This is a genomic window from Stenotrophomonas sp. C9D9 (assembly GCF_056491205.1).
The window spans coordinates 103,551-129,400 of sequence record NZ_JBSZIF010000002.1 but is presented as its reverse complement, the minus strand read 5'-3'; the positions used below and the strand labels follow the sequence as shown (position 1 = coordinate 129,400).

General features: G+C 66.3%; 25 protein-coding genes and 3 tRNA genes. 8 read left to right on the top strand and 20 right to left on the bottom strand.

All coding sequences use genetic code 11. The annotated features are described in order from the left end of the window. Nucleotides 1-6: 6 nt before the first annotated feature. Both ACXI0D_RS00620 and ACXI0D_RS00615 read right to left on the bottom strand, forming a co-directional pair. Entirely contained in the window at nucleotides 7-1,350 is a 1,344-nt protein-coding gene (locus ACXI0D_RS00620; protein ID WP_014036617.1) for a sensor histidine kinase, read from the bottom strand. 1 nt (nucleotide 1,351) lies between these two features. Further along, nucleotides 1,352-2,023: a response regulator transcription factor gene (locus ACXI0D_RS00615; protein ID WP_005415973.1), complete on the bottom strand. Its 672-nt coding sequence runs from the start codon at nucleotides 2,021-2,023 to the stop codon at nucleotides 1,352-1,354. 145 nt (nucleotides 2,024-2,168) lie between these two features. Here ACXI0D_RS00615 and ACXI0D_RS00610 point away from each other — a divergent pair, with 145 nt between their 5' ends. Both ACXI0D_RS00610 and ACXI0D_RS00605 read left to right on the top strand, forming a co-directional pair. Then, entirely contained in the window at nucleotides 2,169-2,936 is a 768-nt protein-coding gene (locus ACXI0D_RS00610) for a MipA/OmpV family protein (protein WP_014036616.1), read from the top strand. Between the two features lie 30 nt (nucleotides 2,937-2,966). Beyond that, entirely contained in the window at nucleotides 2,967-3,251 is a 285-nt protein-coding gene (locus ACXI0D_RS00605; protein ID WP_014036615.1) for a hypothetical protein, read from the top strand. Nucleotides 3,252-3,338: 87 nt separating this feature from the next. Here the strand turns inward: ACXI0D_RS00605 and ACXI0D_RS00600 are convergent, their stop codons facing one another. Next, on the bottom strand, nucleotides 3,339-3,479 hold the full coding sequence (locus tag ACXI0D_RS00600) for a hypothetical protein (protein WP_162838510.1): 141 nt from the start codon (nucleotides 3,477-3,479) through the stop codon (nucleotides 3,339-3,341). Between the two features lie 182 nt (nucleotides 3,480-3,661). On the opposite strand from ACXI0D_RS00600, the gene ACXI0D_RS00595 reads away from it, so the two are divergent. Beyond that, complete coding sequence (locus ACXI0D_RS00595; protein ID WP_049446014.1) at nucleotides 3,662-3,964, top strand: hypothetical protein; 303 nt, start codon at nucleotides 3,662-3,664, stop codon at nucleotides 3,962-3,964. A 131-nt stretch (nucleotides 3,965-4,095) separates the two neighbouring features. On the opposite strand, the gene ACXI0D_RS00590 is transcribed toward ACXI0D_RS00595, so the two are convergent. From ACXI0D_RS00590 to uvrB, 3 genes are all read right to left on the bottom strand, one after another. Beyond that, a tRNA-Val gene (locus ACXI0D_RS00590) sits at nucleotides 4,096-4,170 on the bottom strand. Nucleotides 4,171-4,268: 98 nt separating this feature from the next. Beyond that, nucleotides 4,269-4,343, bottom strand: a tRNA-Val gene (locus ACXI0D_RS00585). Between the two features lie 106 nt (nucleotides 4,344-4,449). After that, nucleotides 4,450-6,474, bottom strand: a complete 2,025-nt coding sequence (gene uvrB, locus ACXI0D_RS00580) for an excinuclease ABC subunit UvrB (protein ID WP_101765233.1) — start codon at nucleotides 6,472-6,474, stop codon at nucleotides 4,450-4,452. Between the two features lie 128 nt (nucleotides 6,475-6,602). On the opposite strand from uvrB, the gene ACXI0D_RS00575 reads away from it, so the two are divergent. Beyond that, nucleotides 6,603-7,148, top strand: coding sequence for a GspH/FimT family pseudopilin (locus ACXI0D_RS00575; RefSeq protein ID WP_101765232.1), 546 nt, complete (start codon nucleotides 6,603-6,605; stop codon nucleotides 7,146-7,148). Between the two features lie 52 nt (nucleotides 7,149-7,200). Here the strand turns inward: ACXI0D_RS00575 and ACXI0D_RS00570 are convergent. From ACXI0D_RS00570 to grxD, 11 genes are all read right to left on the bottom strand, one after another. Continuing rightward, a tRNA-Asn gene (locus ACXI0D_RS00570) sits at nucleotides 7,201-7,277 on the bottom strand. A gap of 47 nt (nucleotides 7,278-7,324) precedes the next feature. Then, complete coding sequence (locus ACXI0D_RS00565) at nucleotides 7,325-7,732, bottom strand: type IV pilin protein (protein ID WP_014036610.1); 408 nt, start codon at nucleotides 7,730-7,732, stop codon at nucleotides 7,325-7,327. Nucleotides 7,733-7,754: 22 nt separating this feature from the next. Then, the gene (locus ACXI0D_RS00560; protein ID WP_049446008.1) at nucleotides 7,755-11,510 is read right to left on the bottom strand and encodes a pilus assembly protein; all 3,756 of its coding nucleotides are present in this window, start codon (nucleotides 11,508-11,510) and stop codon (nucleotides 7,755-7,757) included. A 13-nt stretch (nucleotides 11,511-11,523) separates the two neighbouring features. After that, nucleotides 11,524-12,045 carry a pilus assembly PilX family protein gene (locus ACXI0D_RS00555; RefSeq protein WP_049446006.1) on the bottom strand — a complete coding sequence of 174 codons (522 nt, stop codon included), beginning with the start codon at nucleotides 12,043-12,045 and terminating at the stop codon, nucleotides 11,524-11,526. A 5-nt stretch (nucleotides 12,046-12,050) separates the two neighbouring features. Then, on the bottom strand, nucleotides 12,051-13,208 hold the full coding sequence (locus ACXI0D_RS00550) for a PilW family protein (protein WP_101765231.1): 1,158 nt from the start codon (nucleotides 13,206-13,208) through the stop codon (nucleotides 12,051-12,053). 8 nt (nucleotides 13,209-13,216) lie between these two features. Beyond that, nucleotides 13,217-13,714, bottom strand: coding sequence for a type IV pilus modification protein PilV (pilV, locus tag ACXI0D_RS00545; protein ID WP_014036606.1), 498 nt, complete (start codon nucleotides 13,712-13,714; stop codon nucleotides 13,217-13,219). After that, entirely contained in the window at nucleotides 13,711-14,226 is a 516-nt protein-coding gene (locus ACXI0D_RS00540) for a pilus assembly FimT family protein (protein WP_014036605.1), read from the bottom strand. The genes pilV and ACXI0D_RS00540 overlap by 4 nt, the downstream gene beginning before the upstream one ends. Nucleotides 14,227-14,387: 161 nt before the next feature. Then, nucleotides 14,388-15,776 (bottom strand): nucleotide 5'-monophosphate nucleosidase PpnN, encoded by a 1,389-nt coding sequence (gene ppnN, locus ACXI0D_RS00535; RefSeq protein ID WP_014036604.1) that lies wholly within the window; start codon nucleotides 15,774-15,776, stop codon nucleotides 14,388-14,390. Between the two features lie 253 nt (nucleotides 15,777-16,029). Then, on the bottom strand, nucleotides 16,030-19,218 hold the full coding sequence (locus ACXI0D_RS00530; RefSeq protein WP_479642131.1) for a TonB-dependent receptor: 3,189 nt from the start codon (nucleotides 19,216-19,218) through the stop codon (nucleotides 16,030-16,032). Nucleotides 19,219-19,468: 250 nt separating this feature from the next. Beyond that, nucleotides 19,469-20,245 carry an SDR family NAD(P)-dependent oxidoreductase gene (locus tag ACXI0D_RS00525; RefSeq protein ID WP_049445999.1) on the bottom strand — a complete coding sequence of 259 codons (777 nt, stop codon included), beginning with the start codon at nucleotides 20,243-20,245 and terminating at the stop codon, nucleotides 19,469-19,471. Then, nucleotides 20,242-20,562, bottom strand: coding sequence for a Grx4 family monothiol glutaredoxin (gene grxD, locus ACXI0D_RS00520; RefSeq protein ID WP_005415957.1), 321 nt, complete (start codon nucleotides 20,560-20,562; stop codon nucleotides 20,242-20,244). The genes ACXI0D_RS00525 and grxD overlap by 4 nt, the downstream gene beginning before the upstream one ends. A gap of 120 nt (nucleotides 20,563-20,682) precedes the next feature. Between grxD and ACXI0D_RS00515 the strand changes: the two genes are divergently transcribed. After that, nucleotides 20,683-21,261: a superoxide dismutase gene (locus tag ACXI0D_RS00515; RefSeq protein ID WP_101765229.1), complete on the top strand. Its 579-nt coding sequence runs from the start codon at nucleotides 20,683-20,685 to the stop codon at nucleotides 21,259-21,261. A 113-nt stretch (nucleotides 21,262-21,374) separates the two neighbouring features. Here the strand turns inward: ACXI0D_RS00515 and ACXI0D_RS00510 are convergent, their stop codons facing one another. The 3 genes from ACXI0D_RS00510 to purE form a co-directional block, all read right to left on the bottom strand. Further along, on the bottom strand, nucleotides 21,375-21,716 hold the full coding sequence (locus tag ACXI0D_RS00510) for a carboxymuconolactone decarboxylase family protein (RefSeq protein ID WP_049446091.1): 342 nt from the start codon (nucleotides 21,714-21,716) through the stop codon (nucleotides 21,375-21,377). Between the two features lie 125 nt (nucleotides 21,717-21,841). Continuing rightward, nucleotides 21,842-22,990, bottom strand: coding sequence for a 5-(carboxyamino)imidazole ribonucleotide synthase (locus ACXI0D_RS00505; RefSeq protein WP_049446093.1), 1,149 nt, complete (start codon nucleotides 22,988-22,990; stop codon nucleotides 21,842-21,844). Further along, the gene (purE, locus tag ACXI0D_RS00500) at nucleotides 22,987-23,490 is read right to left on the bottom strand and encodes a 5-(carboxyamino)imidazole ribonucleotide mutase (protein ID WP_005412808.1); all 504 of its coding nucleotides are present in this window, start codon (nucleotides 23,488-23,490) and stop codon (nucleotides 22,987-22,989) included. Before purE ends, ACXI0D_RS00505 begins: the two co-directional genes overlap by 4 nt. 58 nt (nucleotides 23,491-23,548) lie before the next feature. Between purE and ACXI0D_RS00495 the strand changes: the two genes are divergently transcribed. The 3 genes from ACXI0D_RS00495 to ACXI0D_RS00485 all read left to right on the top strand — a co-directional run bounded on the left by ACXI0D_RS00495 (nucleotide 23,549) and on the right by ACXI0D_RS00485 (nucleotide 25,848). Continuing rightward, nucleotides 23,549-23,818, top strand: a complete 270-nt coding sequence (locus ACXI0D_RS00495; RefSeq protein WP_005408847.1) for a Trm112 family protein — start codon at nucleotides 23,549-23,551, stop codon at nucleotides 23,816-23,818. After that, nucleotides 23,815-24,666, top strand: coding sequence for a carboxylating nicotinate-nucleotide diphosphorylase (nadC, locus tag ACXI0D_RS00490; RefSeq protein WP_119007604.1), 852 nt, complete (start codon nucleotides 23,815-23,817; stop codon nucleotides 24,664-24,666). Before ACXI0D_RS00495 ends, nadC begins: the two co-directional genes overlap by 4 nt. 180 nt (nucleotides 24,667-24,846) lie before the next feature. After that, entirely contained in the window at nucleotides 24,847-25,848 is a 1,002-nt protein-coding gene (locus ACXI0D_RS00485) for a DUF2272 domain-containing protein (RefSeq protein ID WP_479642130.1), read from the top strand. Nucleotides 25,849-25,850: the final 2 nt, after the last annotated feature.

The following is a 25,850-nucleotide window of genomic DNA, read 5'->3' as shown; positions in this document are numbered from 1 at the left end:
GCTGCGTCAGCGTCGAACGCTGCCGCGATGGAAGTTGACCCGGAAGCTCGCGCCGCCCCCCGAGGCTTCGCCGACACTGACCGAGCCACCGTGGTGCTGCACGATTTCCTTCACCAGGTGCAGGCCGAGGCCACTACCGCTGCCCGCCGCGCGCAGGCGATGGAACGGTTCGAAGATCGCCTCACGGTCGCCCACCGGAATGCCCGCGCCCTGGTCGCTGACTTCCAGCAACCCGCGCGTATCCAGCCGCACGCAGATGGTGCCTCGGCCACCGCCATGCACGATCGCGTTGTGTACCAGGTTGGCGATCACCCGCCCCAGCGCCAGGCTGTCGCCGTGGATCCACACCGGCGCTTCCGGCGCATCCACTTCGAAGCCATAACCGGCGCCAACCACCAACGGCGCCAGGTCCGCCGCTGCTTCACGCACCAGCAGGGCCAGGTCCAGCCGCTGCAATGCACCCACGTTGCGGTCCAGGCGCTGCAGGTCGAGCAGGTGCTCGGCAACATTGCCCAGCCGTGCCACGTCGGTCAGCAGCTGCGATTTCAGCTCGCCCTGCGGCAGCTGCGACAGGCGCGCCTGCACCACGGCGATCGGCACGCGCAGCTCGTGCGCGGCGTCGGCAAGGAACTTGTCGCGCGCGGCATAGCCCTGCTGCACTTTGTCGATGGCGTCGTTGAACGCTTCCACCAGCGGTGCCACTTCCGTGGAGACCAGCTGCGCATCCAGGCGTGCACCGGGCTGGCCGATGTCCAGTTCCTTGGCCTGCTGCGCGGAACGGCGCACGCCTCGCATCGCACGGTGGATCACGGTCGGCATCACCAGCAGGGTGACGACGATCAGTGGCAGGAAGAACCACAGGCCGATCAGGCGCAACACCATCAGCGCGCCATCCAGCAGCCCACCCTTGGGTGCGCCACCGACCATCACCGTGATGCGGCGCCCATCCTCGTTGCGGATCATCACCCGTGCTACGTCCAGATAGGGCGGTACCAGCGAACCCAGTTCAGTGGCACCCACGGTCGGCAGGCGGGCGAGCAGCGGCGCGTGGATTGCCGGAATGGTGCCGCGCTCCAGCCACATACCCTTGTCGTCCACAGCGGCGAACCAGAGATTGCCGCCGGCGTTGGCATCGAGCTTGTCCCAGCGCGCCTGGTCCAGCACCAGGCGGCCGCCTTCGCTGTGCACCGCCTTGGCCACGGCCTCGGCAACGAACATGTCCATGCCCCAGGAGTCCTTGTCCCCCCAGGTCAGGATCAGCGCGACCACCGCGAACAGCACGGTAAAGGCCTGCGCCAGGAACAGGCGCCAGGCCAGGCCAAGGGTGATCGAACGGATCGGACGGGCCATCTCAGGCCTCCGCCAGCAGGTAGCCGACGCCCCGTATCACGTGGATCTCCACGCCGGCACCGGCCTGCTGCAGCGCCTTGCGCAGCTTGGAGATGTGCGCGTCGAGCGCATTGGACTGGATCTCATCGTCGAAACCGTACACCGCAGCCTCCAACGCACTGCGGGTGACCGTGCGCCCCTGCCGCATCGCCAACGCCTGCAGCACCAGCACCTGCCGCCGTGGCAATGCCAGTGGCTGGCCCTCCACCTGTGCCTGCAGCGATTCGAAATCGAACTCGAGCCGCCCCAGCCGCAGGCTTGGCGTCACCATCGCCGAGGGCCTGCGCGAAACGGCGCGGATGCGTGCCATCAGTTCCTCGATCGCCACCGGCTTGACCAGATAGTCATCGGCACCGACGTCCAGGCCTTCGACCTTGTCCGACAGCGTGCCCTTGGCGGTCAGCATGATCACCGCCAGGTTCGGCCGCAGCGCGCGCGCCGTCGCGACGAAGCCGGCGCCATCGCCATCGGGCAGCTGACGGTCGAGCAGCAGCAGCTGGTGCACCGGTTCGCGCAACGCGAGCGCGGCCTCGGCCAGGCTGCCGACCACGTCGGCGACCACGCCCTGCCGCTCCAGGCCCGACTGCAGGGCACGGGACAGATCAGGATCGTCTTCGACCAGGAGGATGCGCATCAGGGACTCGTCAACCGGAAACGCTGCCGATCATAGTGCCTGGCGCCGTGATTTTGCGCCCATGCATGCCGAACGCGCGGGCGCAATGTTCTGACAATGTTGCCCCGTCACCATGCGCAGCCATCCTCTGCAACGTGGCTGATCGATGCCGTCGCTGTCCCCGACCCTGCTGCGCCCGCTGCTGTTCACTGCTGCCCTCGGCGTGCCGCTGCTCGCCCATGCTGCCGGGCAGGACCCGGGCGTGCAGGCCGGCATCAGCGCTGGCGCCACCTCCGGCGCATACGCGCACTATGACGTCAAACCGCTGGTGGTACCGGCCGTTGCCTGGCAGGGCGAGCGCTTCTTCGCCAGCCCTGGCTCGCTGGGCATGTACCTCTACAAGGGCCAGGGACTGCGCCTGTCGGCGGCGGTCACGCCCTACACGCTGCGCTTCAAGACCGACGATGTGAACGATGCGCAGCTGCGCCGCCTGCACAGCCGGCAGATGTCGGCCATGGCGGGGATCAACGGTGAGTACAGCGCCGACTGGGGCATGGTCGAGGCCAGCGTGATGCGGGAAGTCACCGGCCATGGCGGCGGTATCGAGTCGCGCCTGCATTACAGCTACCCGATCCAGGCAGGTCGCTTCACCTGGGTGCCGCGGGCGGGCGTGGTGCATTCCAGTGCACGGCTGCTCGACTACTACTACGGCATCAGCGACGAAGAAGCACTGCGCTCGGGCCTCGCCGCTTACCGCCCGGGCAGTACCACGTCGCCGAGCCTGCAGATCGCGGTCAGCACGCCGCTGGGCACGAAATGGCGCGCCACCGGCGTGGTGGCCAACCAGTGGTTCGGTGATGCAGTGAAGGACAGCCCGATGGCACGACGTGGCACGCAGACGTCAGCCTTCGTTTCCCTGATGCGCGCCTTCTGAGCGCGTGCCCCCTACGGACAAGGACCCCCCATGGCCTCCGTCTCCCCCGCCACCGAAGCCCACGCGATCCTGCGCGCGCCCGACCTGGACAGCGCCGAGCGCGTCTATCTGGGGCTGATGCCCGACCTTGAACACGTGAACGCACTGGCACGCCGTGCAGTGGGCCTGTCACGCGTTGCCGACGCCGCACGCGGCTATGCGCTGTCGATGACCCTGGTCGGACTGCGCCTGCAGGAGCTGGAGATGGGCGAACCGACGGCCCGGGAACATCGCCAGGCGACCCTGCGCAGCCTGCGCCAGGCCTTCAGCGCCTGACGACACACGCACGGACACTGCCGCCGCACCCTTGCGGCGGCACCCGCATTCACTGCATCAGCAGAGAAGCCCGCGCGGCAGCGTCGCTCAGCGCAGCGTGGTCCACGCCAGCAGCGCGCACAGGATCGCAACCCAGATCACTGCCTTGAACGTGCCTTCCAGCATGTTGCCGCCGAACAGGCGTTCCAGGAACGGATTGGGCCTGGACACCGGGACGTGATCGCTCATGCGGCAGCTCCTTGCAGTGATGGCGCGGTTGCGCGGTAGCGCCGAGTCTACGCCTGCGCGGCCCGGATTCATCGGCGCCTGCCTGCCTTTGGCGACGCAATCCCCGCCTTCGTCGCAGGCCGGCTGCGGTGCCCGGCCGGCCATGCCAGCCTGCATGCACTTTCCCGCTGGAGCACCGTGCCATGCCGATGCTTGCCCTGATCCTGCTGTTCTCCAGCCTGTTCGGCAACGGCAGCGGGCCCACCGAGGATGCCCTGCGCAGCCAGATCCTGCGCACCGAGGGCCCGCAGGACACGCATGAAGCGCTGCCCCTGCAGCTCTATCACCTGCGCCAGGACCGCGTGCTGCGCCTGGGCAGCCAGCAACCGGCAGGCGACCACGGCGGCAGCCCTCATGCTGCGCTGGCCCGGGTACGTGTGGCGCAGCTGTGGGAGCGCGTCGATGGCCACTGGCGGATTCAGCGTTCGATCACCATCACCCGCTGATTTCACGCCACTGAACCGGTAGGGAGGCGGCTTCGCGGAAACGCCGGGGCACTGTCCCCGGAACGAAAAAAGCCGGCCCCGGGGCCGGCTTTCATCCTTTCCACCGCTACACCGGCAACGCCGGGAGCAGGTGGTGGGCGGTACAGGGTTCGAACCTGTGACCCCTACCATGTCAAGGTAGTGCTCTACCGCTGAGCTAACCGCCCATCTTGTTCTTGCCGCCCGAAGACTGGCCTTGTTACGTAAAAACCCGGCGCCAGGGCCGGGCTTTGCAGTTCACGACAGCCCTCCTGCGAGGACTTCGTGGTGGGCGGTACAGGGTTCGAACCTGTGACCCCTACCATGTCAAGGTAGTGCTCTACCGCTGAGCTAACCGCCCGTTTTGCTTCTGCATTTCCGCGATTGCGTAGGTGCAGGCCGCGTATATTACGGATGCCGGCAGGGAAGCGCAACACTTTTGTGAAGATGATGCTGCACTGCCGCGTTCAGCCCAGGCTGGCTTCCTTCAGCTGCCGGATCTGGTCACGCACGCGCGCGGCATCCTCGAATTCCAGGTCCTTGGCGTGCTGGTACATCTGCTGTTCCAGCGCCTTGAGACGGACCCCAAGCTGCGCCGGCGACAGCGAACGATAGTCGGCCGCCTCTTCGGCCACGCCCGCCCGACCCTTGCCCTTGCCCTTCTTGGATTCCTTTTCCGCGGCATCCGAACGCGCGCCTTCGAGGACATCGACGATCGGGCGCGCCACCGAGCGCGGCACGATGCCATGTTCTTCGTTGTACTCGACCTGCTTGGCGCGGCGACGGTCGGTTTCATCGATTGCCGCCTGCATAGAACGGGTGATCCTGTCGGCATACAGGATCGCCTTGCCACGCACGTTGCGGGCAGCGCGGCCGATGGTCTGGATCAGCGAGCCGGTGGAACGCAGGAAGCCCTCCTTGTCGGCGTCGAGGATCGCCACCAGCGATACCTCGGGCATGTCCAGGCCCTCGCGCAGCAGGTTGATGCCGACCAGCACATCGAACTTGCCCAGGCGCAGGTCGCGGATGATCTCCACGCGCTCGACCGTGTCCACGTCCGAGTGCAGGTAGCGCACGCGGATGCCATGCTCGGTCAGGTATTCGGTGAGGTTCTCGGCCATGCGCTTGGTCAGCGTGGTGACCAGCACGCGGTCACCCGCCTTGATGCGCTCGTTGGCCTCGCTCATCAGGTCGTCGACCTGGGTGCCCACCGGGCGGATCTCCACCACCGGGTCGATCAGGCCGGTCGGGCGCACCACCAGCTCGGTGATCTCGTCACCGGCCTCGCGGTATTCGTAAGGCCCCGGCGTGGCAGACACGTAAATCGCGCGCGGGCAGCGCTCCTCCCATTCCTCGAAACGCAGCGGACGATTGTCCAGCGCCGACGGCAGCCGGAAGCCGAACTCGACCAGGGTCTCCTTGCGTGAGCGGTCACCCTTGAACATGGCGCCGATCTGCGGAATGGTCACATGCGATTCGTCGATGACCAGCAGCGCATCCGCCGGCAGGTAGTCGAACAGGGTCGGTGGCGGCTCGCCGGCGGCCTTGCCGGTCAGGTGCCGGGAGTAGTTCTCGATGCCGTTGCAGTAGCCGACCTCGGCCATCATCTCCAGGTCGAACTGGGTGCGCTGCGCCAGGCGCTGCGCCTCCACCAGCTTGTTCTGCGCGTACAGCTGCTCCAGCCGTTCCTTCAGCTCCACCTTGATCGTCTCGATCGCCGCCAGCACGCGCTCACGCGTGGTCGCATAGTGCGTCTTCGGGTAGACCGTGAAGCGCTGCATGTTGCGCAGCGTCTCGCCGGTCAACGGATCGAACAGGGTGATCTTCTCGACCTCGCCATCGAACAGCTCAAGGCGCAGCGCTTCGCTGTCCGATTCGGCCGGGAACACGTCGATCACTTCGCCGCGCACGCGGAAGGTACCGCGCTGCAGTTCGTACTCGTTGCGTGTGTACTGCAGCTGGGTCAAGTGGTTGATCAGGTCGCGCTGGTCGATGCGCTCGCCCCTGGACAGGATCAGGCGCAGCGACAGGTAGTCTTCCGGTGCACCCAGGCCATAGATCGCCGACACCGTCGCCACCACGATCGCATCCGGGCGCGACAGCAGGGTCTTGGTTGCGGCCAGGCGCATCTGCTCGATGTGCTCGTTGATCGAACTGTCCTTCTCGATGAAGGTGTCCGACGACGGCACGTAGGCTTCCGGCTGGTAATAGTCGTAGTAGCTGACGAAATACTCCACCGCGTTGTGCGGGAAGAACGCCTTGAACTCGCCATACAGCTGCGCCGCCAGCGTCTTGTTCGGCGCCATGATCAGCGTCGGCTTCTGCACGTTCTGGATGACGTTGGCGATGGTGTAGGTCTTGCCCGAGCCGGTCACGCCGAGCAGGGTCTGCTTGGCGATGCCGGCCTCGAAGTTGCTGGTCAGCTTCGCGATGGCATCGGGCTGGTCGCCCGCCGGCGAATACGGCGAGACAAGTTCAAAACTGTCGCTCATGGTGTTGCCAGTTCCCGGGAATGATGAGTATACGGGGCGAGGGGTGACGGCTGGCTGAGGGTTCGCCGGGCAGTCCGCCACGGGGATTCCCGATGGCGGCCGCACAGCCCGGCGCGGAGGCTGGATACATGTACTCGACCCATGCCCCCTGCCCCCTCGGCCCCCGCTCAGCGCGGGGCGTGCACCTGACTGAACTGCTGGTGGTCATCGCCGTGCTGGCGGTGCTGCTGGCCGCGTCCTGGCCGGCGCTGCAGCCCCTGCTGCTGCGGCAACGCGCCGATGCACTGCAGCTGACCCTGCACGCGAGCCTGTCCAGCGCGCGCAGCGAGGCAGTGCGCAGGCGTGAGCTGATCGGCCTCTGCGCCAGTGTCGACGGCCTGCGCTGCAGCGACGACTGGAGCGCAGGCTGGATCATCTACCGCAGTGGCGACCGGCGCGGGGAGCCGGCGTCGTCGGAGGTGATCCTGAGCCATCACACTGGGCGCTCGGACGTCTCGATCCATGCCCAGGCCAGCAGTGGGCGCCCGCAGCTGTTCTTCCAGGCAGATGGACGCAGCCCGGGGGCCAACCTGACCCTGCGCATCTGCGCAGGCAACCGGCTGCACGGTGCGCTGATCGTCAACAATGGCGGCCGCGCCCGCAGTGAGCGCGTGGACCGCGATACACCCTGCTGAATGCTCTCGCAGAAAAGCAAAAGCCGCGATTTCTCGCGGCTTTTGCAGTATCTGGCGCCCGAAGTTGGACTCGAACCAACGACCCCCTGATTAACAGTCAAGTGCTCTAACCGGCTGAGCTATTCGGGCGGGGAGGCGCATTGTACTGGTCGATTACAGGAAGATCAACACCTGTTTCACCAGCAGCTGGCAACGCCGCCGTCAGCCGTCTTGCGGTTGGCCTGGTCCACGCTCATCGTGCCGCAGCTGTCCTTGGCCTGCGTGCCCTGCGGGGTGGCGGTGATGGTGAAGCTGGTGCCATCCCCCTTGTAGTCCAGGTTGTAGCGCACGGTACCGCCATCACGCGGCGACACCTTGGTCGGCAGCGCGTAGCCGGTGTAGGAGTTGTTGCTGGTGTGGTAGCGCTCGGCACGCTGCGCGTACTCGGCCAGGTCCGCCTTCACCACCGCACGATGCGATCGGCGCACGTACTCCTGATAGGACGGAATGGCGATCGCCGCCAGGATGCCGATGACGATCACCACGATCATCAACTCGATCAGCGTGAAGCCAGCCGCGCGGCGAGGCATGGGAGTGTGCAACATGAGCGTGGATCCTCGCACTGGGTTACTGGAGCTGGCGCCAGGACTGGCGACCGCACGGGTAAGGCAGATACAGCGACTGGCTGCCCGCCGCACCGACGGCCATCCAGCAGGTGCTGCCTCCGGGCGGCCCCTTGTTTTCCGTCGGACGTGGCAGCACGGACAACGAGACGTCACGCACCGGCGCGGTTCCCCCGGTCTTCAACGCGATCGCCGCGGTCCCTGATCCGGGTTGGCTACCGGCCGGCGAGCCGTAGCGGACGTTCTCCAGCATCGGCAGGCCGCTGATCGACGACAGTCCGAACAACCAGTTCGAGCCACTGGTCGAACAGCCGACCGTTTCCATGTTGGGCACATAGGTCGGCATGAAGACGATGCCACTGACCAGGGTCGGATTGCCAACCGCGCGCTCGCCATTGCCGGCAGGCAGCTGGATCATCCAGCCGCGCGCATTGGCTGGAGCCGCACCCGCCGTGATCTTGCGCTCATCGGCCCCTGCAGCGGCGGCTGCTGCCGTGTACGGAACCAGGTTGGCAGCGGTCACCGTCGAGGTCACCGTCTTGCCCGACAGATCGTTCACGGCATACAGCGCCTGCTGCGCCTTGTCATCCTTGTCGCTGGTGAACGAGAAGCTGCCGGTGCCGAAATACAGCATCACGCCACCGGAGGGCCCGGTCGCGGCGGTCATGCCACCGGTGATCGGCTGGCGGTAGGTCTTGTTGGAGGAGTCCTGGGCCGCCTGGCTGGTGAACATCGGCACGGTCAGCGTGGTATTCGCACTGCTGGTCAGGTCGAACTTCCACACCGCGCCACGCTGATCGGCTGCATAGACGGTGTCGGCCAGTCCATCACGGCCGCGCGCATCCTGGCTCGCGCCGGTCCAGCGATCGACCACGACCACATTGCCCAATCCATTGTCCCCGGAGATGCCGGCGCCTGAGGTGCCCTCGACCGCTTCGATCATCCGGATGTCGCCGGTGGCCATATCGACCACGAACAGCACCGCCTTGCCGTTGGCGCTGCCGTAGCCATTGCCGAAGATCGCCTTCCAGGCCACGCCGGTACCACTCTTCACCGGCACGATGACCGGCTTGCCCAGCACGAAGCCGATGTTGTTGCGTACCTCGTCCCTCAGCGACGAGTTGATGTCGCTGATTTCCCACAACACGTTGCCGGTGCCGAAGCTGTCCGGCGTGGTGACGTCCAGTGCGAACACCGAACGGCCACCGGCACCGGTGGTACCCACCAGGCTGGTCTGCCAGCTGCTGCCATTGAAGGTATCGGACACGGCAACCGGGCCATCGACGTAATAGCGATGACGGAACGTCTGATCGGCGGTGTCGGACTTATAGGGGAACAGCAGGTTGGCCATATGGCCCAGCGCGGTAGCCGGGATGTAGGCAAAGCTCTCCTTGCCACCCGTGCCATCCTGCTTGGCATCAGCCTTCATGCCGCCATCGAAGGCATGCAGCATGCCGTCGTTGGCACCGACATACACCATGTACCGCTGCGACTTGGCCTTGGTGGCCAGGTAGTCCGTATAGCTCTTGGCGTAGGTGCCACCGAGCTGGCGGTAACCGTAGTCGTCCAGCGGCGAGCTCACCACCGGCGCCGAATTGACGATGTCACCCAGCGGCGTGGTCCGGTCGCGGTACTTGCCGCCGTTGCGGACTTCGGTCGAGCTGTCGGCACTGAGATAGTTGATGGCGCTGGCCAGGTCGGCCTTGATCGTCGTCAGCTTGTCGCTGGAACAGACCAGCATCGTCGCGTACTTGCCGCTGGGCTTGCTGCACAGATCCTGCAGGCTGATGCGGGCGCTGTTGAAGTCCACCGGCGAACCCAGCTTGTTGGCCACGATCCGGCGACCGGACGATGTCAGGCGGCTGGAGGCTTCCCACACCTCGGTGAGTTCCGCCACCTGGTCGGCGTTGACCTTGACGCTGGATGCGGTCAGCTTGCTCGACCAGTCGGTGCCACTGTTGGTGATGTCATAGCGCGGGGTCACCGCCAGCGAGCCGGTGCCGATGCGCGCACCACTGATGCCGATCGTTCCCGACGGCGATGCACCACCGGTGATCGAAGACAGCACCCGGCGCATGGCCTCAGTGACATCTGCCGGGGTCTGTGCGTTGATGAATTCGCCACGGCTGTTCACGGCCGCGTGCCACAGTTCATCGATGACGGTACCGTCATCGACATTGATCGGGTTGCCGTTGCCGGCCCAGTTCGGCGGGTTCTTGTAGGGATCGTCGGTCGCTGCCTGGTTGACGCCATAGATCTTGCCCTGCGCGCCCAGGGTCACGCCGTAGAAATTCATGTGCAGGTCGGTCTGGCAGTCCAGGCGCTTCCAGTCCGGGCTGCTCTTGTCCAGCGAATTGCACTTGTCACTGACCGGCACCTGCCCGGCCGGGAAGCTGGTCCCGGTACGCAGGGGCGTGCGGGAACCGGCATAGGCCGCCGCCGCGATGTCGGCGATGGTATTGCTGTAGCCATCGGCGAACGGAATGGACGGCAGATGGGTCGAGTTCACCGAATCGGCATCACCGAAACCGCTGTTCGCCGTGTTGCCGGAGTTGGTGTAGCCGTCGGTGAACAGCATGCCGCCGTTGCGCTGGCAGGCCAGCTGGACCGGCGCGCCGCTATCGGTACGGCGGAACTGGTCCACCAGGTACTCCACGGCGCGACGATTGGGCGTGCCGCCACTGGCGGTCAACCCGTAGATCTGCGAGTACAGATCAGCACGGTTGGTGACCATGTCGTACATGGTCGCGTTGCTGAGCTTGTTGATGGTGAAGTAGCCCACGCGCATCGTGTCCACGCTGACCAGCGCGGCCGTCGACGAACCGACTATCGCCAGCACACGGTTGCGGTGGTACTGGAACCAGTTGGCAAAGTTCTGGATCGCGGCGTTGTAGGCCGCGGAACTTGAATAGTTGCCCGACTTGATCTGGTAGCGGCGCATGTCGCAGCCGGGGCCACATGCCCCTGCGATCAGCGGCCGGCTGGCATTGTCGGTCTTGTAGCCCGCCGGTGCCGGCGCCGCCGCTGGCAGGTAGAACGTGGCCGGGAAATAGGTCACCGCATAGGTGGTGTTGCCGGTGTTGCTGATCGCCGCCGTACTCCAGCCACGGCCGGTGTAATAGGAGTTACCGGTGCCGGACAGGTCGGGAATCCGCATGCCGCTGACGAACTGGAACTGCTCCGCCGTCGTGGAACGGTCGGTCGTCATGTTGTACACGGCGTTGTAACCGCGCTGGCCCGAACGCGGATCGGCGCGGGTCTGGGTGAGCACCGCGTCAGCCCAGAGCGTGCCATCGGCATTGGTCCACGGGCGGTAGGTCACGTCCGGGTTGAAGTAGCTGGCGTTGTAGACATGCGAACGGGCGAAGCCGTAGATGTCCAGCGGCGGAATGGCGCGACCCGGCGAATACTCCTTGTTGAAATCCGCGTGCGGGTACAGGTAGAGATAGCAGTCCACCGAGTTGTTGGCGCACGCCGTACCCACGCTGAAGAAGCTTCCATCGTTGTTGAAGAAGCTGCCGTTGCTGGAATTCCAGCGCATGCGGCCGTCACCACCGGGGAACATGCGCTCGAAGTTCATCGAACCCGAATCGTCCACCGCCATGATGAACGCCGGTGTCGCGCGCGTCTGCACGTTCATCGGCTCCTGCGCCAGCACGCCCTGCGCCTGTGCGGCAAACAGGGTATGCGCCAGATAGCCGCCAGCGGCCAAGACGGCAAGGCCAACGCCTGCCAGGATCCTGCGGTTGCGAGTGTTCATGGGCTCCCCACCCTCACAGCTTGAATACGGTATCGATCGCCGCACGCGACGTCGCATCACTGGTGGTATCACCGGCATACGTCGTGATCTGGTAGACCGGCGTTGGCTTCTCCACCGACTTGCCCATGTCCAGCGCACCCTCCCCCTGGATGCAGCCCTGGATTTCACGGACATAGATCGCCGGCTTGCTGCCCAGCTTGGTTTTCGCGACCCACCCCGAAGGATCGAAGCCGTCATCGCACTGCTGGCTGATGTCGGCGGACGTTACGGCCGGATTGGTACCGGCATCCTTCCGGTTGGCGATGTTCTCCACCGCGTTCTCGGCGCTGCGCGCCGCACCTTCGGCGTTCTGGAACGCCATGTTGGTCGCCCGGTAGCCGGCCGCCATGCGCTCCTGCATGCCGGCCACCTGCATGCCGATCACGCCCAGCAGGGCCAGCAGCACCAGCATGATCAGCGCGACGTAGAGCACGGCGCCCTGCTGCCGTGCCTGGGCAACGAAGGGACGGCGCCTGGAGGAAGGATGAGTGCGCATGGTCGTCAGTTCCCGAACAAGCGGTTGCGCAGCGCAACGGACGCTTCATAGGCGCCACGATGGCGCTGGTCGTAAGGATCGGCCGGGGCAAAACCCACCCCCAGGATGGCCGGATAGGTGGCCGCGCTGCCCGGCGCTTCGGCCGCCGCACGCTGCGGACTGCGCGCCAGCAGGCCCACCTGCACCATGCCGACGCGGCGCCACTGCCCCGCGGCGGCGGCATCGGTGCCGGTACTCACCGCACTGGCCACGCGCTGGTCCACGATGCGACCGGTCGGCGGCGTGGGCAGGGCAATGTTCGTGGTGGCATCCAGGCCATACAGGAACTGCATGTTCTCGATGCCTTCCACCAGCTCCTCGCCATCGGCGTAGCCGCCGGCGCCATTGGCGCGTGCCCGGTAAAGCGCCGGCTCGCCATTGGGATTGGTCGCGATGTAGTACGCCATGCCATCGGCGCGATACAGCATGGTCATCGCGTTGTTGACCGAATAGTTGCTCAGGTCGACCTTGTCGACCTTCACCGTCGAACCGGTGATGGTGGCGGGGAATACGTCCGCACGGGTGCAGTCGGCCACGCCGAAGACCGTCGGCGTGCCTGCGGCATTGGCCTTCAGTCGGGCCATGCCATCACTGGAGACGGTCAGTGTGGTCGCGCCCGCGGCCACGGATATGCCGGTGACGACGGCCCCTTCCGGACTCATCAGGCGCAGCACCAGGATGTCGCTGCCCGGCAATGGTGCCGGCTTGAGGTTGGCAATGCTCTTCGGAACCGACTGCGCCGCACTCCACGCACGGCCCAGCGTCAGCGTGGCGCCCGGCGCCGTACCTGCAGCCTCGTATCCCTGCACGGGAACCGAGAAATCCTGCGGGTCGCCACTGCCCGAGCTGATGCCCAGGTGGTAGCCGACATCGCCGGTGTTCTTGACCACGTGGGCCTGGTCGTTGACGCAACCGAAATGGCCGGCCATGCGCAGGTCACGCTGCAGGAAATCCAGCGCGAAGCGCGCGTTCTCCTGGGTGCGGGCCGCGCCTTCGGACAGGCGTGACGCCGCACGCGAGGCGATGAATATCTGGGTGACGCCCAGCATCAGGACCAGACCGATGACCATGGCGATCATCAGTTCGATCAGCGACAGGCCTCGGGCTCGCGAAATTGGACTCATGGGCGCGTTCACAGGAAGGTCGTCAGGCCGAAGGTGGTAAGGCTGTCGGGATCCTTCGGATCCCAGCGCTGGTCACCCCAGCTGATGGCCACGGTGACCTGGCCGGTGCTCTGCACGAAGGTCACCTGCGCGCTGGCCTTCTCGCCCAGCGTGCGTGCGACCTCGCACTGCCAGCGCGCCACGTTCGTCTTTGGCGTCACGGCGGCGCCGGTCGGCCAGGAACAGGCGCCGCTGGGCTTCACCGAGCCGGCCGAGAACGAGGCCGAGGAATAGGCGCCACCGGCCAGCGTGTCGGTACGCTGGGCGCGCATCAGCTCGATCAGATCGTTGGCCAGGTTGGTGGCCTGGGTACGGTAATTCGCGCTCTGCACGAAGCGGACGTTGGTGGTCTGCAGCAGGGCAAAGCCCAGCAGCCCGAATGCCAGGATCAGCACCGCCACCATCACTTCGATCAGGCTGAAGCCGCCCTGTGAAGACCGTGGGCGGGCCAGGTTGCGGCGGCTCATGAGCAGGTTCCCTTGGTCACCCGGACCTGGCCGGATTGGTTGATCGTCAGTGTGCTTTTCGATTCACCGGCCTTGCACGCATCCGGCGACAGCACCAGCGTCTGGTCAGCAACCGCCCGGCGTCGGCCGCGCCCGTCGAAGGCGATGACCGCACCCGGCGGACCCACCACGCTGAGCTGCGGGTTGCCCTGCGAAAAGCGCAGCGCGACATCATTACTGCCCATCTGGCCGTCGCCATCGAGGTCCGACCAGGCCAGTACGCCCTTGGACCAGTCGCCATCACAGGCCTTGCCATCGGCGCTGCCACAGACACCGCCACCGTTGCTGTTGCGGATGCCTTCACTGCGGGCCAGGTTGGCCAGCGCGATCAGTTCATTGTTGGCGGTCGCCAGCCGGTTCGAGCGGATCATCCCGCGGAAGCTCGGATAGGCGATCGACGCCAGGATCACGAAGACGGCCAGCGTGACCATCAGTTCAACCAGCGTGAAACCGTTTTGCCGGCGCAAAGACATTGGACGCTCCCCAGCGTGTTGGTGGCCACGATGGGCCATCGCCCCGCCACCGGCAAGCGGCGGCAGGATGAACGGTCAATCCGGGGCGACGGGCGTCAAAGGCTTGACGACCCGCCCTCCCCTGCCAGTGCCGGCGCGATCCCCATCGCGCCGGCCCGGATTCAGGCCAGCACCTGGTAGCAGGGCTGGTATTCGCCGGAGATCTTCATCCGGCGCTGCTCGACAAAGGCGCGCAGCAGCGCATCCAGCGCCTGCATCATGTCCGGGTCACCGTGGATCTGGAACGGCCCGAACTGCTCGATGCGGCGCATGCCGTCTTCCTTCACGTTACCGGCCACGATGCCCGAGAACGCCCGGCGCAGGTCGGCCGCCAGCGCGTGCGGGGCGCGCCCGTGATGCAGGTCCAGCGCCGCCATCGCCTCGTGGGTCGGCACGAACGGTTGCTGGTACTCCCACGGGATCTCGATCGACCAGTTGAAGAAGAACGAATCCTTCTGCGCCAGGCGGTGCTCGCGCACGCGCTTGATGCCGTTGGCCATCTTCTTGGCCACCGCCACCGGGTCACCGATGATGATCTCGTAGCGCTCGGCAGCCTCATCGCCCAGGGTCAGGCGGATGAAGCGGTCGATCTGCTCGAAGTACGGCGCGGCCACGGTCGGGCCGGTCAGGATCAGCGGGAACGGCAGGTCCTTGTTCTCCTCGCGCAGCAGGATGCCCAGCAGGTACAGGATCTCTTCGGCGGTACCGACGCCACCGGCGAACACGATGATGCCGTGGCCGATGCGGACGAAGGCCTCAAGGCGCTTCTCGATGTCCGGCATGATCACCAGGTGGTTGACGATCGGGTTCGGCGACTCGGCGGCGATGATGCCCGGCTCGGTCAGGCCGATGTAGCGTGTCACGGTACGGCGCTGCTTGGCATGGGCGATGGTGGCGCCCTTCATCGGGCCCTTCATTGCGCCCGGGCCGCAGCCGGTGCAGATGTCCAGGCCGCGCAGGCCCAGCTCGTAGCCGACCTGCTTGGTATACAGGTACTCATCGCGCGAGATCGAGTGGCCGCCCCAGCACACCACCAGGTTCGGATCACCCGGGTTGAGGATGCGGGCGTTGCGCAGCAGGCCGAACACCGCATTGGTGATGCCCTCGGACGACTCCAGCTCGGCGGCGTAGGCCGGGCCCATCTCGATGGCCATGTAGGCCAGATCGCGCACGACGGCGAACAGCAGCTCGGCGACGCCGCGGATGATCTCGCCGTCGACAAAGGCCATCGCCGGTGCGTTGACCAGGTCGATGCGCACGCCGCGATCCTGCTGCGCCACCTGGATGTCGAAATCAGGGTAGAGATCGCGCGCGGCGCGCGGATCGTCCGAGGCGCTGCCGCTGGTCAGCACGGCCAGCGCGCAGCGACGCAGCAGCTCATGCATGCCGCCCGCGGAGGCATCGCGCAGGCGTGCCACCTCGGCCCGCGAGAGCACATCCAGCCCACCGCGCGGGTAGATCCGCGCATCCTGCACCGGCAGTGCACGGGCCGATTTTTCGTTCGTGGTCATGTCCAATTTTTCGCTTCCTTCAAGGTTTCCGACTGTACTGCCGCCCCCTTAAAAAGCAAAACGGCCGGGAAGCCCGACCGTTGGATATGTGCTTCCCGCGTTCGCCTTTCCGGGACCGCATCGGCGGCGTTGGCGCCGCGCACATTTCTGGATGCTACGCCCTTGCCTTGCACCCTGCAAGGACTTTCGCCTGAACGGGAAACGGCCGGGTTTCCCCGGCCGTTTCCGTTTACAGCAGAGCTACGTCAGTGCATCAGAACTGGTAGCGGAAGCCCAGCTGCAGCGACCACTGCGAGACACCGACGTCAAAGCCGTCTGCGTCGTTGTTTGCCACTGCCGGCAGGTCAGCGCCGCGGAAGTTGTACACGTACTTGCCGTCCTTCATGCCCTGCAGGGTGGCCACACGCGCATCGGCGAAGAAGCCGTAATCGTAGATGTTGCCCCACTTCTTGTTGAGCATGTTGCCGACGTTCTGGATGTCCAGCCACACTTCCGACTTGTGACCCTTCATGAAGCCCGGCAGCTGCTGGCTGATACGGATATCGAAGGTGTTGATCCAGCCAGTACGGAACTGGTTGGCCGGAGCATAGCTACCCGCGTACTTGGCCAGCTGCGGATTGGCCGCCAGCCATGCGTAGAACGACTTCTCCATTGCCGCATCCGGGGTGAATTTGTTGCCCACCAGATTGCCGAACAGAACCTCGCCCGGGTTGGGCACGTAGAACAGGTCGTTTGCGGAACGGCCGTCGCCGTTGGCATCGTTGACGTACACGTAGCTGTACGGACGGCCGCTGCGGCCTTCATACACCAGACCGACCTTGGTTTCGTAGTCACCGAAGAACTTGTGCTTCCAGTTCAGCGAGCCCGACAGGCGGTCACGGATCTGGTAGCGCGAGGTGTTCTCGGTTTCGCTGTTGGCGTTGAAGGCGTACTGGTAACCCCAACCCGAGCTGGCGGTGGAGCTGGTCAGCGAGCCCACTTCGGTGGCGTCGGTGTAGGTGTAGCCGATGTTCCAGGACCAGTCGCTGGCTTCCGACCACGGCTTGCTCAGCGAGACGGTGAACTGCGAGGTGCGGCCCTTGCTGGTGTTGGCGATTTCGTACACCGAGTCGTAGGCGCCATTGCGCCCGGCGCGGGCGTCGTTGTTGGTCCACAGGTTGCCGTTGCGCGCCGCTGCGTAGTAGAGCTCACGGCCGTCCGGACCCAGCTGCTGCACCGGACCCAGGTTCAGGTTCCTGTAGTACAGCGCATCCTTGACCTTGGTGACCAGCAGCTCGGCCGAAGCCACGATGCCATACCACGGGGTCTCATGGTCGAAGGCCAGGTTGGCCTTGTACACCGACGGCATGTTGAAGTCGCTGCCGACGAAGTTGACGTTCTGACGGTTCGAGCCCGGGGTGGTCGGGACCGGCTGGCTGTCCTTGTTCGGGTTGAACGGCAGCGTCGGGTCGTTACGCGTGTAGGCGTAGACCGAGTTGTTGAAGCCGGTCGCCGAGTAGCTGTTGCTCAGCCACACCTGCGGGGCATCACCCTGGAACAGGCCCACGCCACCGCGCAGCTGGGTCGGGCGCTCGCTGTCGAAGGTGTAGTTGAAACCGAAGCGCGGCTGGATCAGGAACTTGTTGCTCAGCACATCGCTGTTGTCGAGACCGAAGAACGTCGACGCCGCAGCGTTGTAGGTCGGGGCCGGGCTGGTGTCAGCACGGTCGGCACGCACGCCCATGGTCAGGGTCAGGTTGCTGTTGACATACCAGGTGTCCTGCACGAACAGGGCCAGGTTGCTGAACTTGTAGTCGGCCGGAATCGAGCCCGGGGTGCGCTCCGGGTTGTAGTTGTAGCTGCTCCAGCGACCCGCGGCGAAGTTGTCCAGACCGTAGAAGGTGTAGGCACCCCACGAGTTGGCGCCGAAGTAGTTGTAGATGTCGTTGGTGTCGTACGACGCACCGAACTTGACGTCGTGGTCACCCAGGGTCCAGGTGGCGGCGGCATAGTAGTTCCATGCCTTGGTCTTGAGGATATTGTTCTGCGAGTTGACTTCGGTACCCAGGTACAGCGAGTCACCCGATGGCGCAGCCTCGTTGCCGCCGAAGAAGATGCGGATGCTCGGCGCGCCGGTGGACACGTTACGGATCGCCGAGTACTCGCGGTACGACGCCTTCAATTCGGTCGAGAAGTTCGGGGTCCAGTCGCTGAACAGCTGGGCGACGTAGCTCTCGTTGGTCTTGTCGTGCTGGTACCAGTACGAGCTCAGCGAGGCCGAGCTGGTGGTCATGCCGTTGATGCGCAGCTTGCTCTGGTCGATCTTGCTGTAGCGGATGTTGGCACGGTGGTTATCGCTGATGTTCCAGTCCAGCTTCAGCGCGTACTCTTCCATCGAGGTGTCGCCGTTGCTTTCCAGGCCACCCGCATTGATGCCGTAGCCCTGCGCGATCTGCTGCGCGCGGGTCACGTCGGCCAGGGTGAACTGCGGGTTGGCCTTGCCCAGTGCGGTGCCGCTCAGGTCGGCGCCCGGGGCGGCCTGCTTGAACTTTTCGTAGTTGGCGAAGAAGAACAGCTTGTCCTTGACGATCGGGCCGCCCAAGGTCATGCCGTAGGTTTCTTCCTTGGTGAAGCCCTTGAACGGCTGGCCTTCCGGGTTGTCACCGAACCAGTCGCCATCACGGTAGGTGCCGTACACCGAACCGTGGAATTCATTGGTACCCGACTTGGTCACCGCGTTGACGGTGGCACCGGCGGCGGCAGCGATGCTGACGTCGTAGTTGGACAGGTTGATGTCCAGCGCTTCGATGGCTTCCATGGCGACCGGCTGGCGGCGGGTCGGCATGTTGTTGCCTTCCAAGCCGAAGGTGTCGCTGGCCGAGACGCCGTCGATGTTGATCGAGTTGAAGCGCGGGTTCTGGCCGCCGGCCGAGATCGAGCCCGAGGCGCGATCGATGAAGGTCACGCGCGGATCCAGGCGCATCAGATCCTGGATGTTGCCGCCGATGGACGGCGCAACTTCGATCTGCTGCTGGCTGATGTTGGTGCCCGAGCCCATCTTGGTGGCGCTGAACACTTCCGAGCCGCCGCCGACGGCGGTGACCTGCACGGTGTCCAGGTTGGTCGCGCCGGCCAGATCGCCGGTCAGCGTCGCGTTGATGGTGCCGGTCTGGTTCACGCCCAGGTAGACGCCATCTTCGGTCTTGGTGCCTTCACCCGGCTTGGTGATGGTGATGCTGTACGGGCCACCCACGCGCAGGCCGCGCGCGTTGTAACGACCGGCCGCATCGGTGGTAGCACGCGAAACCGTGCCCGACTCGGTGTGGGTGATGGTGACTTCAGCACCAGCGACGGGCTGGCCGCCGCGGGTCACGACCTGGCCGCCGACACCGGCGGAGGTGCTCTGGGCGAAGGCGGGAGCGGCAGCAAGTGCAGCCACGAGACCAAGGGTAAGCTTGGACATCCGGAGTGGGTGGGTCATTTTTCGGTAGCCTCGATGCGAGTTGGCGATGGCGGAAAAAAAGCGCATCCAATCAGCCCTGCGGGTGGCTGGTCGGAGAGTTATCTGGGGTTCCCTACCGCTTGGCTGAAGGCAGCCATAACGGTTAACACTAGATTAACACGCTACGCCATCAATGTGACGGTTGTGCGACAAACGGCACCGGATCGCAACGCAATCGTGACGGGATCTTCATTCCGCCTTACGGTCGTCTTCACGCGTCGCCAGAGGCTCCGCTGGCATCGAGGATGCGGCCCCGCCAGGCGCTGCCGGCCGGGGAAAGCAGGGTCACCGCCGCGGCCGCCGCGGCTTCCGGAGCACGGGCAGCCGGGTCCTGATCGACGGAATAGGCGCGGGCCCGCAGCGCCGTGCGCAGCGGCCCCGGGTACAGACCGCTGACCCGCACCGGGCTGCGGCCCAACTCATCGTGCAGGCTGCCGATCAGGCCGCGCAGGCCATGCTGGGCCACGCCATAACCACCCCAATAGGCCTGCCCTACCCGCTCGGGCGCATCCACGGCGAATACCAGGGCGGCATCCTCGCGCTGCCGCAGCAGCGGCAGGCAAGCCTGGGCCAGCCAGGCCGGGGCGGTCAGGGTGACATGGACCGCGCGGGCGAAACTGGCCGGGTCGGCCAGCTCGAACGGGGTCAGGCCGGGGAAATGCGCGGCGCAGGCCAGCAGGCCATCCAGCCGCCCCAGCTCGCGCTGCAGGGCCTGGGCCAGTTCGGCATAGTCATCGGGGCCGGCGCCTTCCAGGTCCAGCGGGTACAGCAAGGGTTCCGGGCCGACCGCTTGGACCTGGGCATAGACCCGATCCAGCCGGCGCGGCTTGCGCCCCAGCAGGACCACGGTAGCCCCGGCCGCTGCAGCGGCAACCGCCGCGGCACTGCCCAGCCCGCCGCCGGCACCGGCAACCAGCACCACGCGGTCCTGCAACGGGCGGCCATCGAGCGCCCCGTCAGTCGGTGACGTCGACGGCCAGGCACTCATCCCTGGGTCGCCTCTTCGACGATGCGCTTGAGCTCGCCGGATTCAAACAGTTCCATGACGATGTCGCAGCCGCCGATCAACTCGCCGTTGATGAACAGCTGCGGGAAGGTCGGCAGGTTGGAGAAGCGCGGCAGGTTGGCGCGGATCTCCGGCTCTTCGAGCACGTTGACGGTGCGCAGGGTGACGGCGCCGGCAGCCATCAACGCCTGCACGGCGCGGCTGGAAAAGCCGCACATCGGGTACTGCGGGGTGCCCTTCATGAACAGCACGAGCGGGTAACGATCGACCTCGGCCTGGATTTGCTGCATTACCGCCACAACCACACTCCTTGCTTCGCCGGACAAACCGACCGTGATGGTCGGCTAGACTGCCCACGGTAGCCGCCATTGTAAGCGGATGGAACAGGCTGCCGCCGTCCCCTGGCCACGAACCTGTCCATGCCCGTCGAATTGCCCGCCCTGCCCTACCTCTCCGGCTCCCTGCAGCCCCACCTGTCCGCGCAGACCGTGGAACTGCATCACGGCCGCCACCACCGCGCCTATGTCGACGCGGTCAACGCCGGCACGCTCGGCACCGAGTGGGAAGAAGCGTCACTGGAAGAGATCGTGCGCCATGCCCAGGGCTCGCTGTTCGATGCAGCCGCCCAGGCCTGGAACCACGGTTTCTACTGGCAGTGCCTGCGTCCGCGCGGCGGCGGCGAACCGCAGGGCCGGCTGGGCGAGCTGGTGAAGCGCCAGTTCGGTGACGCGCAGCGCCTGCGCGAGGAGTTCAACCGCACCGCGCTGGGCCTGTTCGGCTCGGGCTGGGTGTGGCTGGTGCAGCACCCGGGTGGCCAGCTGGGCATCCAGGCCACCCGCAACGCGGGCACGCCCCTGACCGGTGACAGCACCCCGCTGCTGTGCTGCGACGTATGGGAGCACGCTTACTACACCGACTACCAGAATGATCGCGCACGCTACCTGGACGCGTTCTGGCAGATGGTCAACTGGGAATTCGCCGAGAGCCAGCTGCGCTGAAGCGGCGACTCGACCATGGGTAGTGCCGGCCGTTGGCCGGCAATCCACTGGGCGTGCAAATATGCCGGGGTTGCCGGCCAGCGGCCGGCACTACCGGGAAACAGAACAGAGCTTCACGCGTTCTCGTGTGCGGCCACGGCGTCCATCACCCGTGCCGAATACACCAGCGCGGCGCCGGCGTTGAGCGACACCGCCACGCCCAGCGCCTCTGCGATTTCCTCGCGGCTGGCGCCATGCTTCAGCGCCGCGTCCACGTGCACGGTGATGCAGCCGTCACAGCGGGTGGTCACCGCCACCGCCAGCGCGATCAGCTCACGGGTCTTGGCATCAAGGTGGTTGGTCTGGGCACCAGCATTGGACAGGGTGGCGTAGCCCTTGACCGTGTCGGGCGAGAGCTTGCCGATCTCGCCGATGCGGCCCTTCAGTTCCTTGCGGTAGGCATTCCAGTCGAGCATGGTCGTGACTCCTGTGAAAGGAGCTCCACGCTACCACCGGCAATGTTGCGCCGATGGCTGCACCGATGCGTCACACCGTTGCAGCCATACAGGGGTGTGCCGGCCGCACGCCGGCACGCCCGCGTTCAGCGGTTGCGCAGCGCGTGCACCGCCGGTGCCACCTGGGCCTGGCGGTCCAGTTCTAGGCCCACCTGGTCCAACGCGTCGGCCAGTGCTGCGGCATCGTCATCGCGCAATGTGGCATGGCCGACCTTGCGGCCTTCGCGCGACTCCTTGCCATAGTCATGCCAGTGGCCACTGGCCTGGGCCAGCACCGGCAACGGATCGGGCATCCGGCCCAGCCAGTTCAGCATGCAGGCATGGCCGAGCATGCGGGTGCTGCCCAGCGGCAGGCCCAGCACAGCACGCAGGTGGTTCTCGAACTGCGAGGTCTCGCTGCCTTCGATGGTCCAGTGGCCGGAGTTGTGCACGCGCGGCGCCATCTCGTTGGCCAGCAGCTCACCATCACGGCAGAACAGCTCCAGCGCGAACACGCCGACGTACTGCAGGTGTTCGGCGACGCGACGGGCATAGCCGATCGCTGCCTGCCGCTCGGCGTCGGACAGCACGGCCGGGGCCACACTGGCCGACAGCACACCGTCGACATGCCAGTTGCCGGTGACCGGCCACGCCTCGAAGCTGCCATCGCGGCCGCGCACGGCGACCACGCTGACCTCGCGCTGGAAGGCCACGAAGCCTTCCAGGATCAGGCCGGTGCGCTCGACCTGCGCACCCAGCGCGTCCCACGCAGCATCGATGTCGGCTTCGCTGCGCAGGCGGAACTGCCCCTTGCCGTCGTAGCCCAGGCGGCGGGTCTTGAGGATGCACGGCAGGCCGAATTCGGCGGCCTTCGCCGCCAGCTCGTCACGGCTGCGGATGTCAGCGAAGGCCGGCAGCGGAATGCCCAGCTGCTGGAACAGGGTTTTCTCACTCAAGCGGTCCTGGGCCACGGCCAGTGCGGCCGGCGGCGGATAGACCGGCACGCGGTCGGCCAGGAACTGTGCACTGTCGGCAGGCACGTTCTCGAAATCGAAGGTGACCACATCGACCTTGGCGGCGAAGTCCGCCAGCGCCTGGCGGTCATCGAAGGCACCGACGGTGAGCGGCGCCAGCGGGCCGCTGCAGGCGTCGGCGGCCGGGTCGTACAGCTCGAAGCGCAGTCCCAGCGGCGCACCGGCCAGGACCATCATGCGGGCGAGCTGGCCGCCGCCCAGGATGCCGACGGTCAGGCTCATTGGCGCGGATCGTCGTGGGCCATCACGTCTTCGGTCTGGCGTGCGCGGAACGCGTCGAGCGCCTGGCCGATCGCCGGCTGGTCACTGGCCAGCATCGCGGCGGCGAACAGCGCAGCGTTGGAGGCGCCGGCATTGCCGATGGCGAAGGTGGCGACCGGAATGCCGGCCGGCATCTGCACGATCGACAGCAGCGAATCCATGCCGTTGAGGGCCTTGGACTGCACCGGCACACCCAATACCGGCACGGCGGTCTTGGCGGCGATCATGCCCGGCAGGTGGGCGGCCCCGCCGGCACCGGCGATGATCGCGCGCAGGCCTCGCGGGCCCGCCTGCTCGGCGTAACTGAACAACACATCCGGCGTCCGATGCGCGGACACCACCTTCACTTCGAACGGAACACCCAGGGCTTCAAGCTTCTGGGCGGCGTGCTGCATGGTTTCCCAGTCGGAACGGGAACCCATGACGATGCCGACAAGCGGCGCGATCGGGTTGGGGGTCATTGGCCGTCACCTGCCTTAAAGACGTATTCTAGCCGTCTTCCACGCAAGACGAAGAACCATGGATCGCAAGCTGCTCGACCTGCTGGTGTCGCCGGACACCCGCCAGCCCCTGTCCCTGCTGGATGGCAAGGGCCTGGAAGCCCTCAACAAGGCCATTTCCGCCGGCGCGGTGAACAAGGCCGATGGCAACCCGCTGGCGCAGCCGCTGCGCGAAGCGCTGGTCACCCGCGACCGCAAGCAGGTATTCCGCGTCGACGACGGCATCCCGGTGCTGCTGGCCGAAGAAGCCATCCCGACCGCCCAGATCGCCGACTTCCCGGCCGCATGAGCATGCTGCCGACGCCGGATGCGGCCGTTGTCGCCGCCGATGTCGCGCGTGCACTGGCCGAGGACCTGGGCAGCGGTGATGTCACCGCCGCCCTGCTGCCCGACCAGGCCGACAGCGCTTACCTGCTGTGCAAGCAGGACGGAGTGATTGCCGGCCGCCCCTGGTTCGACGCCACCCACCGCGCGCTCGACCCGGACGTGCGCATCGACTGGCAGGTTGCCGAAGGCGACGCGGTCACCGCAGGCACCGTGCTGGCCCTGCTGCACGGGCGCAGCCGCAGCCTGGTCAGCGCCGAGCGCACTTCGCTGAACTTCCTGCAGACGCTGTCCGGCACCGCCACGACCACCGCACGCTACGTGGCGGCCGTGGCCGGCACTGGCACGCGCATCCTCGACACCCGCAAGACCCTGCCCGGCCTGCGCCTGGCGCAGAAGTACGCGGTGCGCTGCGGCGGTGGCGAGAACCATCGTTTCGGCCTGTACGACACGGTGATGCTGAAGGAAAACCACATCCGCGCTGCCGGTTCACTGGCCGCCGCCGTGGCGGGCGCACGCCGGCAGTGGCCCGCGCTGCCGCTGGTGGTCGAAGTGGAGGACCTGGCGCAGCTGCGCCAGGCGCTCGAAGCCGGTTGCGAACGCATCCTGCTGGACGACTTCAGCCCCGACCTGCGCCGCGAGGCAGTGCGCATCACCGCCGGCCGCATTCCGCTGGAAGTGTCCGGCAGCGTCGGCCTGGGCGGTCTGCGCTCGATCGCCGAGGATGGCGTCGACTGCATTTCCATCGGTGGCCTGACCAAGCACGTGCAGGCCATCGATCTGTCGTTGAAGCTCGGCCCGCCGCCGGGCTGAGGCCTGCAGAATTTGTAGAGCCGAGCCTACGCTCGGCTGCTTATCTATTCGCGGCACGCCCTGCGCGCGCGTCGCGCGATGAGCCGAGCATGGGCTCGGCTCTACACGACCCGGGACGCCTTCACGGCTCGGCTACGGCCGCCTCTGCGACGCTGCGGGCATCCCCCACAGGAGCCGCGCATGCGCCGGATGCTCTTGCCTGCCTGTCTGCTGCTGGCTGCGGCACCGCTGTCCGCAGCGGCCGCCGAAGCCTGCGATGTGCCGCCCCGCTTCGGCCTGAGCCCGTTGGCGGTGGCCATCCGCAATACCGCCTGCAATGAACACCGGCTCTGGTTCCGGCCCTTCATCGATCGTGATGGCCGCGCGGCGAGCCTCAGTGTCACCGAGGCCGAGAACGAACACCTGGCCGACAACGGACTGATCGCCTGGCAGCGCGTGGCCGGCTACTGGCGCAACAGCGGCACGCTCAACGCGATGGGCAGCATCGCGGGCGCCAGCAGCTGCCTGGCGCCACTGGGCACGCGCTACACCGACAGCGACTGCCGCGCCTTCCTGATCGACAACCCGTGGTCGGCCGCGTTCATTTCCTGGGTGATGGTGCAGTCCGGCGTTCCCGGCTTCAACACGTCGCCACGCCACATCGACTACATCCGCGCCGCGTACCAGGGCGGACCCTCGGGCGTGCCGTACCGGCTGGTCGACCCGGCCACGGCCAAACCCGCGCCTGGCGATCTGCTGTGCTTCCTGCGTGACCGCAGCAGCACGCTCAGTTACAGCGGACTTGTGCAGGCGCTGGGCAATGGCTCGGTTGGCCACTGGAAATCGCATTGCGAAGTGGTGGTGGCCGCCAACCTCGGCGGCGACCAGACCCTGTACCTGGTCGGTGGCAACGTGATGAACACCGTGGCGATGCGGCTGCTGCCGCTGGAGCGCACCGGACTGATCAAGCTGCCGCCGGCGCGCGAACGCAACAGCACCGGCATCGACCCCAGCTGCACGCCGGGCCGCGAGGACGAATGCAGTTTCAACCGCCAGGACTGGGCAGCGCTGCTGCAGCTGACTGCCACATCGCCCGTAGTGATGCCCTCGCCCACTGCCACACCGGCACAGACCGCTCCGGCGCCGCAACCGGTCGTTGTGCCCGCGCGGCCGGTGCCTGGCGAACCACAACCGCAGCGGTGAAT

Bases quoted from the DNA above. Each gene is read 5' to 3' on its own strand.
- ACXI0D_RS00620 (WP_014036617.1), bottom strand. From the start codon at position 1,350: ATGGCCCGTCCGATCCGTTCGATCACCCTTGGCCTGGCCTGGCGCCTG.
- ACXI0D_RS00615 (WP_005415973.1), bottom strand. From the start codon at position 2,023: ATGCGCATCCTCCTGGTCGAAGACGATCCTGATCTGTCCCGTGCCCTG.
- ACXI0D_RS00610 (WP_014036616.1), top strand. From the start codon at position 2,169: ATGCCGTCGCTGTCCCCGACCCTGCTGCGCCCGCTGCTGTTCACTGCT.
- ACXI0D_RS00605 (WP_014036615.1), top strand. From the start codon at position 2,967: ATGGCCTCCGTCTCCCCCGCCACCGAAGCCCACGCGATCCTGCGCGCG.
- ACXI0D_RS00600 (WP_162838510.1), bottom strand. From the start codon at position 3,479: ATGAGCGATCACGTCCCGGTGTCCAGGCCCAATCCGTTCCTGGAACGC.
- ACXI0D_RS00595 (WP_049446014.1), top strand. From the start codon at position 3,662: ATGCCGATGCTTGCCCTGATCCTGCTGTTCTCCAGCCTGTTCGGCAAC.
- uvrB (WP_101765233.1), bottom strand. From the start codon at position 6,474: ATGAGCGACAGTTTTGAACTTGTCTCGCCGTATTCGCCGGCGGGCGAC.
- ACXI0D_RS00575 (WP_101765232.1), top strand. From the start codon at position 6,603: ATGTACTCGACCCATGCCCCCTGCCCCCTCGGCCCCCGCTCAGCGCGG.
- ACXI0D_RS00565 (WP_014036610.1), bottom strand. From the start codon at position 7,732: ATGTTGCACACTCCCATGCCTCGCCGCGCGGCTGGCTTCACGCTGATC.
- ACXI0D_RS00560 (WP_049446008.1), bottom strand. From the start codon at position 11,510: ATGAACACTCGCAACCGCAGGATCCTGGCAGGCGTTGGCCTTGCCGTC.
- ACXI0D_RS00555 (WP_049446006.1), bottom strand. From the start codon at position 12,045: ATGCGCACTCATCCTTCCTCCAGGCGCCGTCCCTTCGTTGCCCAGGCA.
- ACXI0D_RS00550 (WP_101765231.1), bottom strand. From the start codon at position 13,208: ATGAGTCCAATTTCGCGAGCCCGAGGCCTGTCGCTGATCGAACTGATG.
- pilV (WP_014036606.1), bottom strand. From the start codon at position 13,714: ATGAGCCGCCGCAACCTGGCCCGCCCACGGTCTTCACAGGGCGGCTTC.
- ACXI0D_RS00540 (WP_014036605.1), bottom strand. From the start codon at position 14,226: ATGTCTTTGCGCCGGCAAAACGGTTTCACGCTGGTTGAACTGATGGTC.
- ppnN (WP_014036604.1), bottom strand. From the start codon at position 15,776: ATGACCACGAACGAAAAATCGGCCCGTGCACTGCCGGTGCAGGATGCG.
- ACXI0D_RS00530 (WP_479642131.1), bottom strand. From the start codon at position 19,218: ATGTCCAAGCTTACCCTTGGTCTCGTGGCTGCACTTGCTGCCGCTCCC.
- ACXI0D_RS00525 (WP_049445999.1), bottom strand. From the start codon at position 20,245: ATGAGTGCCTGGCCGTCGACGTCACCGACTGACGGGGCGCTCGATGGC.
- ACXI0D_RS00515 (WP_101765229.1), top strand. From the start codon at position 20,683: ATGCCCGTCGAATTGCCCGCCCTGCCCTACCTCTCCGGCTCCCTGCAG.
- ACXI0D_RS00510 (WP_049446091.1), bottom strand. From the start codon at position 21,716: ATGCTCGACTGGAATGCCTACCGCAAGGAACTGAAGGGCCGCATCGGC.
- ACXI0D_RS00505 (WP_049446093.1), bottom strand. From the start codon at position 22,990: ATGAGCCTGACCGTCGGCATCCTGGGCGGCGGCCAGCTCGCCCGCATG.
- purE (WP_005412808.1), bottom strand. From the start codon at position 23,490: ATGACCCCCAACCCGATCGCGCCGCTTGTCGGCATCGTCATGGGTTCC.
- ACXI0D_RS00495 (WP_005408847.1), top strand. From the start codon at position 23,549: ATGGATCGCAAGCTGCTCGACCTGCTGGTGTCGCCGGACACCCGCCAG.
- nadC (WP_119007604.1), top strand. From the start codon at position 23,815: ATGAGCATGCTGCCGACGCCGGATGCGGCCGTTGTCGCCGCCGATGTC.
- ACXI0D_RS00485 (WP_479642130.1), top strand. From the start codon at position 24,847: ATGCGCCGGATGCTCTTGCCTGCCTGTCTGCTGCTGGCTGCGGCACCG.